This is a genomic window from Caulobacter sp. AP07, from assembly GCF_000281955.1.
Classification (GTDB): domain Bacteria; phylum Pseudomonadota; class Alphaproteobacteria; order Caulobacterales; family Caulobacteraceae; genus Caulobacter.
On record NZ_AKKF01000251.1, the window covers coordinates 1 to 7,318 of the forward strand.

At 69.4% G+C, this 7,318-nt stretch carries 7 protein-coding genes; 1 reads left to right on the forward strand and 6 read right to left on the reverse strand.

The window, feature by feature from the left end:
• Positions 1–1,872 (forward strand): cell cycle protein kinase DivL (locus tag PMI01_RS22515; protein WP_035037870.1); only part of this gene is annotated, 1,872 nt, incomplete at its 5' end.
• Between the two features lie 159 nt (positions 1,873–2,031).
• Here PMI01_RS22515 and PMI01_RS22520 read toward each other — a convergent pair.
• The 6 genes from PMI01_RS22520 to sdhC form a co-directional block, all read right to left on the reverse strand.
• On the reverse strand, positions 2,032–2,352 hold the full coding sequence (locus PMI01_RS22520) for a 2Fe-2S iron-sulfur cluster-binding protein (RefSeq protein ID WP_007674689.1): 321 nt from the start codon (positions 2,350–2,352) through the stop codon (positions 2,032–2,034).
• A 31-nt stretch (positions 2,353–2,383) separates the two neighbouring features.
• Positions 2,384–3,637, reverse strand: a complete 1,254-nt coding sequence (locus PMI01_RS22525; RefSeq protein ID WP_007674692.1) for an NAD(P)/FAD-dependent oxidoreductase — start codon at positions 3,635–3,637, stop codon at positions 2,384–2,386.
• A 66-nt stretch (positions 3,638–3,703) separates the two neighbouring features.
• Positions 3,704–4,486 carry a succinate dehydrogenase iron-sulfur subunit gene (locus tag PMI01_RS22530; RefSeq protein ID WP_007674694.1) on the reverse strand — a complete coding sequence of 261 codons (783 nt, stop codon included), beginning with the start codon at positions 4,484–4,486 and terminating at the stop codon, positions 3,704–3,706.
• Between the two features lie 11 nt (positions 4,487–4,497).
• Entirely contained in the window at positions 4,498–6,285 is a 1,788-nt protein-coding gene (sdhA, locus tag PMI01_RS22535; protein ID WP_007674696.1) for a succinate dehydrogenase flavoprotein subunit, read from the reverse strand.
• A complete protein-coding gene (gene sdhD / locus PMI01_RS22540) occupies positions 6,285–6,692 on the reverse strand; it encodes a succinate dehydrogenase, hydrophobic membrane anchor protein (RefSeq protein WP_007674699.1) in 408 nt (135 codons plus the stop codon). Before sdhD ends, sdhA begins: the two co-directional genes overlap by 1 nt.
• A gap of 2 nt (positions 6,693–6,694) precedes the next feature.
• Complete coding sequence (gene sdhC / locus PMI01_RS22545) at positions 6,695–7,102, reverse strand: succinate dehydrogenase, cytochrome b556 subunit (protein WP_007674700.1); 408 nt, start codon at positions 7,100–7,102, stop codon at positions 6,695–6,697.
• Between the last annotated feature and the right edge of the window lie 216 nt (positions 7,103–7,318).

The following is a 7,318-nucleotide window of genomic DNA, read 5'->3' on the forward strand; positions in this document are numbered from 1 at the left end:
CTGGCCGCGGCGGCCGCCGACGAGACCGGCCTGCCCGACGCCCCGCGCTTCGCCGCCTTCATGGACGGCCTGGTCGAGCCGGCCTGGATCTCGGACGCCGAGGGCGGGCCGGTGTGGGGCAACACGGCCTATCTGCGCGTGGTCGGCGCCGGCTCGGCCGACGAGGCGGCGCGCGAGGGCAAGACCGTCGACCGGGCCGCCGACGCCCTGGCCGTCGAGGCCGCCAAGGCCGGCGAGCTGCGCGAGGTGGTCCGCTGGGTGCCGATCGACGGCCGCCGCCGCGCCCTGCGCTTCTCGGCCCAGCCGCTGGAAGGTGGCGGGGTCGGGGTGTTCAGCAGCGACGTCACCGAGGTCGAGGACATGCGCGACGCGCTGAAGAAGCACGTCGAGGCCCACGACGAGACCCTCAACCACATCGCCGACGCGGTGGCGATCTTCAGCCAGAGCCGCCGCCTGGCCTTCCACAACACCGCCTTCGCCGAGCTGTGGGGCTTGGAGCCGGCCTGGCTGGCCGATCGGCCGACCCACGGCGAGGTGCTGGACCGCCTGCGCCAGCGCCGCCGCCTGCCCGAGACGGTGGACTACGCGAAATGGAAGGCGGCCGAACTGGCCCGCTACGAGGACGTCGGGCCCCAGGCCGACGAGATGTGGGACCTGCCCGACGGCCGCACGCTGCGCGTCGTGCGCCAGCCCCACCCGCTGGGCGGCATGCTGCTGCTCTATTCCGACATCACCGGCGAGCTGCGGCTGAAGGCCCAGTACAACGCCCTGATCCAGGTGCAGCAGGCCACGCTGGACAAGCTGAACGACGCCGTGGCGGTGTTCGGCTCGGACGGCCGGCTGCGGCTGCACAACGAGGCTTTCGAGACCTTCTGGAACGTCTCGCCCCAGGCCCTGGAGGCGGCCGTGGACTTCGAGGGCGTGGTCGAGTTGTGCGTGCCGCGCCTGCACGACCTGAGCTTCTGGCGCGAGCTGAAGGGCCGGGTCGCCGACCCCGACCCGCAGATGCGCGCCCCGACCTCGGGCGAGACCCGCACCTCCGACAACCGGATCATCGTCTATCAGTCCCGGCCCTTGCCGGACGGGGCGACCCTGATCGCCTTCGCCGACGTCACCGACACCCGCGACCTGCAGACCGCCCTGGCCGACCGCTCCCAGGCCCTCACCGAGGCCGAGCGGCTGAAGCGCGACTTCGTCGGCAACGTCTCCTACGAGCTGCGCACACCGCTGACCACGATCATCGGCTATTCGGAGCTGCTGGAGCGGGCCGACGGCCTGACGGAGCGCAGCCGGGGCCACGTGGCCTCGGTGCGCTCGGCCGCCACCCAGCTGGCCCGCTCGATCGACGACGTGCTCGACATGGCCCAGATCGACGCCGGCGAGATGGCGCTGGAGATCGAGGACATCCGGGTGGCCGGGCTGATGAGCGACGCCCAGGAGCGCTCGCTGAAGCTGGCCCAGGTCGGCGGCGTGACCCTGGCGGTCGAATGCGACAAGGACGTCGGCCTGATCCGCGGCGACCACAAGCGCCTGTCGCAGATCCTCGACCACCTGATCGAGAACGCCCTGCGCCAGACGCCGCCGGACGGGGTGGTCACCCTGTCGGCGCGGCGGGCTTTGGGCGAGGTGCGGCTGGACGTCTCCGACACCGGCCGCGGCGTGCCGTTCCACGTCCAGGCCCACATCTTCGACCGCTTCGTCGGCCGCGACCGCGGCGGCCCGGGCCTGGGCCTGGCCCTGGTCAAGGCGCTGGTCGAGCTGCACGGCGGCTGGGTGGCGCTGGAGAGCGAGCCCGGCGCGGGCTCGACCTTCACCTGCCACCTGCCCGAGACGCAGCAGCCCGGGGCGGCGCAGCCGGAGTTCGGGTTTTAGGACTATTAAGGTCCTCCCCCTCTGGGGGAGGCGGCCGAAGGCCGGTGGGGGGATACTGCGGCCTCGGCCACTGGCAGGATCAAGGATCCTATAACTCCCCCCTCCGATCGCTGCGCGATCGCCTCCCCCACAGGGGGAGGTTCTTGAAGGCGCGGACTTCTAGTGCTGGCTTTCCGGCAGCCGCACCACCAGGCCGTCCAGCGCGTCGCTCACCTTGATCTGGCACGACAGCCGGCTGTTCGGCTCGACGTTCTCGGCGAAGTCCAGCATCGACTCTTCCATCGCCGACTTGTCGCCGGTCTTGGGCAGCCAGGCGTCGTCGACATAGACGTGGCAGGTGGCGCAGGCGCAGGCCCCGCCGCAGTCGGCGTCGATGCCCGGCACGTTGTTCTTCACGGCGCCTTCCATGACCGTCAGGCCCGGCTTGACGTCGATGACATGATCGGTGCCGTCGTGCTCGATGTAGGTGATCTTGGCCATGGGTCCCCTAAGGCGTTTTTGAACGGTCGTTTTACGCCGCTACTTCTTTCATGGAAATCGTCGGGTTCGCCAGCTTCTCGATACTGACGGGCGTGCGTTTGGCGATCAGCTGCTTGCCGGCCATGAATTCGGGCGGCGCGTTGACGGCCTCGACGGCCTGCACCAGGTCGCCCTTCAGGTGGAAGACGGCGAACTTGGCGGCGGCCACGTCGCCGCGCACCACCTGGCGGTCGGCGTCGAACGGCAGGCCGGCGATCTGCAGTTTCAGGTCGTACTGGTCGGACCAGAACCACGGAATCTCGTGCGGCGGCATCGGCCGGCCGGCGATGGCGGCGGCGGCCTGCTTGGCCTGCTCCAGGGCGTTGGGCACGCTCTCCAGGCGGAACTGTCGGTCGTAGAGCGGCAGCGGCCGGTGGGTGACGTCGCCGATCGCGAAGACGAACGGGTCGGCCGTGCGGGCTTCGATGTCCACCACCACGCCGTTGGTGCAGTCCAGGCCGGCGTCGCGGGCCAGTTCCTCGTTGGGGATCGCCCCGACCCCGACCAGGGCCGCGTCGCAGGCCACCACCTGGCCGTCGCTCAGCTTGACGCCGGTGACATGGCCCTCCGCACCCTCGAATCCGGCGACCCCGGCGTTGAGCTCGAAGGTCACGCCGCGCGCACCGTGATAGTCCTGGAAGAAGTTCGACAGGGTCTCGCAGGCCACCCGGGCCAGGACCCGCGGCTCGCGCTCGATGATCGTCACATGGCCGCCCAGGGCGCGGGCCGAGGCCGCCGCCTCCAGGCCGACATAGCCGCCACCGACCACCGCCAGGCGCTTGCCGGGGCCCAGCGCGCCCTTCAGGGCCTCGGCGTCGGCCGCCGAGCGCAGGGCTAGAACGCCGGCCAGGTCGGCGCCCGGAATCGGCAGGGCCCGGGCCCGAGCGCCGGTGGCCAGGATCAGGTAGTCGTAAGGCAGATGTTCGCCCGACGAGAGCGTCACCGTCTTGGCCCCGCGATTGAGGCTGACGACCGTGCCGCCCAGGCGCAGCGAGACGCCGGCCTCTTCGTACCAGCTGTCGGGCTTGAGCTGCAGGCTCTCGGCGTCGGCCTCGCCCTTCAGCCAAGCCTTGCTCAGCGGCGGGCGCTGATAGGGCAGCAAGGGCTCGTCGCCGATCAGCACGATCGGACCCACATGGCCGTACTGGCGCAGGAAGGCGGCGGCCGAGCCGCCCGCGTGGCCGGCGCCGACAATGACGACGCGGCTATTCAGATCACCGGTACCCGCTTCACTCAACGCCCACATCCTCCCATTCCGCCAAAAATGACGGCGGCGTCACCTTTTGGCAAGCCGCTCGTCATTGTGCAGAATTTAGACGACGCGTTCGACCAGCATCTTCTTGATCTCGGCGATCGCCTTGGCCGGGTTCAGGCCCTTGGGGCAGACCTGGGCGCAGTTCATGATCGTGTGGCAGCGATAGAGCTTGAACGGGTCCTCGAGGTCGTCGAGGCGGTCGCCCGTGGCCTCGTCGCGGCTGTCGATCAGCCAGCGATAGGCGTGCAGCAGGGTGGCCGGGCCCAGGTACTTGTCGCCGTTCCACCAGTAGCTGGGGCACGAGGTCGAGCAGCAGGCGCAGAGGATGCACTCATAGAGGCCGTCCAGCTTGGCGCGGTCTTCCGGCGATTGCCGCCACTCGGCCTGCGGTTCGGGCGTGACGGTGTGCAGCCACGGCTCGATCGAGGCGTACTGGGCGTAGAACAGCGTCAGGTCGGGGATCAGGTCCTTGACCACCGGCTGCGAGGGCAGCGGGCTGATCTGCACGGCCTTGCCGGGAGTGTCGGCGTGGCCGTGGGTGCAGGCCAGGGTGTTGCGGCCGCCGATGTTCATGGCGCAGGAGCCGCAGACCCCTTCACGGCACGAGCGGCGGAAGGCCAGGGTCGGGTCGATGCTGTTCTTGATGTAGAGCAGCGCGTCCAGGACCATCGGGCCGCAGGCGTCCAGGTCCACCTCGTAGGTGTCCCAGCGCGGGTTGCGGCCGTCTTCCGGATCGTAGCGATAGACCTTGAACGACCGGGTGTTCTTGGCGCCGGCGGGGGCGGGCCAGGTCTTGCCGCTCTGGACGGTGGAGTTCTTGGGGAGGGTGAGCTGAACCATCGATCGTACCCTCAGTACACGCGCTGCTTGGGCGGGATGTAGTCGATGTCTTTCGACATGGTGTAGCTGTGCACCGGCCGGAAATCGATCTTCACCTTCCCCGTGCCCTGGTCGAGCCAGGCCAGGGTGTGCTTCATCCATTCCTTGTCGTCGCGGCTGGAGAAGTCCTCGCGGGCGTGGGCGCCGCGGCTTTCGGTGCGGTTGACCGCCCCGGCCACCGTCACGACGGCCTGGCCGATCAGGTTGTCGAACTCCAGGGTCTCCATCAGGTCGGTGTTCCACACCAGCCCGCGGTCGCTGACCTTGATGTCCTTGGCCTTTTCCCAGACCGTGGCCAGGCGCGCGACGCCGCTTTCCAGGCTCTCGCCGGTGCGGAACACCGCGGCGTCCTCCTGCATGGCCTTCTGCATCTCCAGACGCAGGGCGGCCGTCGGCTGGGCGCCGTTGGCGTTGCGGTAGCGGTCGAAGCGGGCCAGGTGGCCGTCGGTCATGCTGTCCTTCAGCTCCGGCTGGGTGGCCAGGGGCTTGAGGATCTCGGCGCAGCGCAGGGCGGCCGCGCGGCCGAACACCACCAGGTCGATCAGGCTGTTGGAGCCCAGGCGGTTGGCGCCGTGCACCGAGACGCAGGCCGCCTCGCCCACGGCCATCAGGCCGGGGATCACCTGGTCGGGGTTGTCGCCCGCCTTGGTGACGACCTCGCCGTGATAGTTCGTCGGGATGCCGCCCATGTTGTAGTGCACGGTCGGCAGCACCGGGATCGGGGCCTTGGTGACGTCGACGCCGGCGAACACCTTGGCGGTCTCCGAGATGCCGGGCAGGCGCTCGTGCAGGATCTTCGGGTCCAGGTGGTCCAGGTGCAGGAAGATGTGGTCCTTGTTCGGACCCACGCCCCGGCCTTCGCGGATCTCGATGGTCATGGCCCGGCTGACCATGTCGCGCGGGGCCAGGTCCTTCACGGACGGGGCGTAGCGCTCCATGAAGCGCTCGCCCTCGGAGTTGGTCAGGTAGCCGCCCTCGCCGCGCGCGCCCTCGGTGATCAGGCAGCCGGCGCCGTAGATGCCGGTGGGGTGGAACTGGACGAATTCCATGTCCTGCAGCGGCAGGCCGGCCCGCAGGGCCATGGCGTTGCCGTCGCCGGTGCAGGTGTGGGCCGAGGTGGCCGAGAAGTAGGCCCGGCCGTAGCCGCCGGTCGCCAGAATGACCATCTGGGCCTGGAAACGGTGCAGGGTGCCGTCGTCCAGCTTCCAGGCGGTGACGCCCCGGCAGACGCCGTCTTCCATGATCAGGTCGAGCGCGAAGTACTCGATGAAGAACTCGGTGTCGTGGGCCAGGGACTGGCCGTACATCGTGTGCAGCATGGCGTGACCGGTGCGGTCGGCCGCCGCGCAGGTGCGCTGGATCGGGCCTTCGCCGAAGTTCTTGGTCATGCCGCCGAAGGCGCGCTGGTAGATCTTGCCGTCGGCGGTGCGCGAGAACGGCACGCCCCAGTGCTCCAGCTCATAGACGGCGGCCGGGGCGTTGCGGGTCAGATATTCGATGGCGTCCTGGTCGCCCAGCCAGTCCGACCCCTTGACGGTGTCGAACATGTGCCAGCGCCAGTCGTCCTGGCCCATATTACCCAGCGAGGCCGAGATCCCGCCCTGGGCGGCGACCGTGTGGCTGCGGGTCGGGAACACCTTGGTGACGCAGGCGGTCTTCAGACCGGCCTGGGCGCAGCCGAGCGCGGCCCGCAGGCCCGAACCGCCGGCGCCGACGACGACGACGTCGAACTTGTGGTCGATGAACTTGTAGGCCGACATCAAAAGGCTCCGGTGAAGGCGACCTTGAGGATCGCCACGACCCCCACGGCGCCGCCGAGGACGCAAAGGAACAGGTTGCCGATCACCAGGACCGACTTGATCACGAAGCCCTGGATATAGTCCTCGATGACCAGCTGGATGGCGCCCTTCAGGTGGATCAGGGCGACGACCAGCAACAGGCACAGCAGCACGGTGTTGAGCGGGATCGACACCCACTCGATCGCTCCGTCATAGCCGATCCCGGCCAGGCGCAGGCCGGCGAACACGCCCCACAGGGCCAGGGGGATCAGGGCCAGGCCCGAGACGCGCTCGGTGATGAAGTGGCCGACGCCGTGGTGCGAGGCGCCCAGGCCGCGAGCCCGGGAGATGGCGGTGCGGAAACGACCGGCGGAAGACGAGTTGGCCATGATCAGAGCGCTCCGGTTTGGGCGGCGATCACCCAGACCACGATGGCGCCGACCACCGCGAAGGCGATGGCGCAGGCGCCGGACATGTCGGCGACCTTCGGCGTGAAGCCGTGGCCGACGTCCCAGAAGGACTGGCGGACGGTGTAGGCCAGGTTGAACAGCAGGGCGACGGTCAGGCCGAACAGCACCAGCTTGCCCAGCAGCGAGCCCAGCAGGCCGGTGTAGCAGGCGTAGGCGTCAGGCCCCGAGGCCAGCGACAGCGCCCAGCCGGCCAGCAGCAGCGCGCCGACATAGAGGGCCATCACGCTGCCCCGGTGCAGGATCGAGCAGGCCATGGTGATGTGCCAGCGCCAGACCTGCAGGTGTGGCGACAGTGGGCGCTCGGGAAGTCCCCCGCTGGTGTCGGTCATGAAAACGTCCAACCCTTTGGCTTTGTGCGTTGCGGGATGCTTTTAAGCGCGACACCCCCGGTGTCAACGCGACCGCCCTTGTTGAGAAACGTTCTCAGGGCTGGCGTGATCGCCAGCCGACCCGATCGCCCGTCACGAGCGGGGCGCGGCAAAAAACCCCTCTCTCATGGAGAGAGGGAGGGGCCCGCCGCCGCAGGCGGTGGGAGGGTGAGAGGT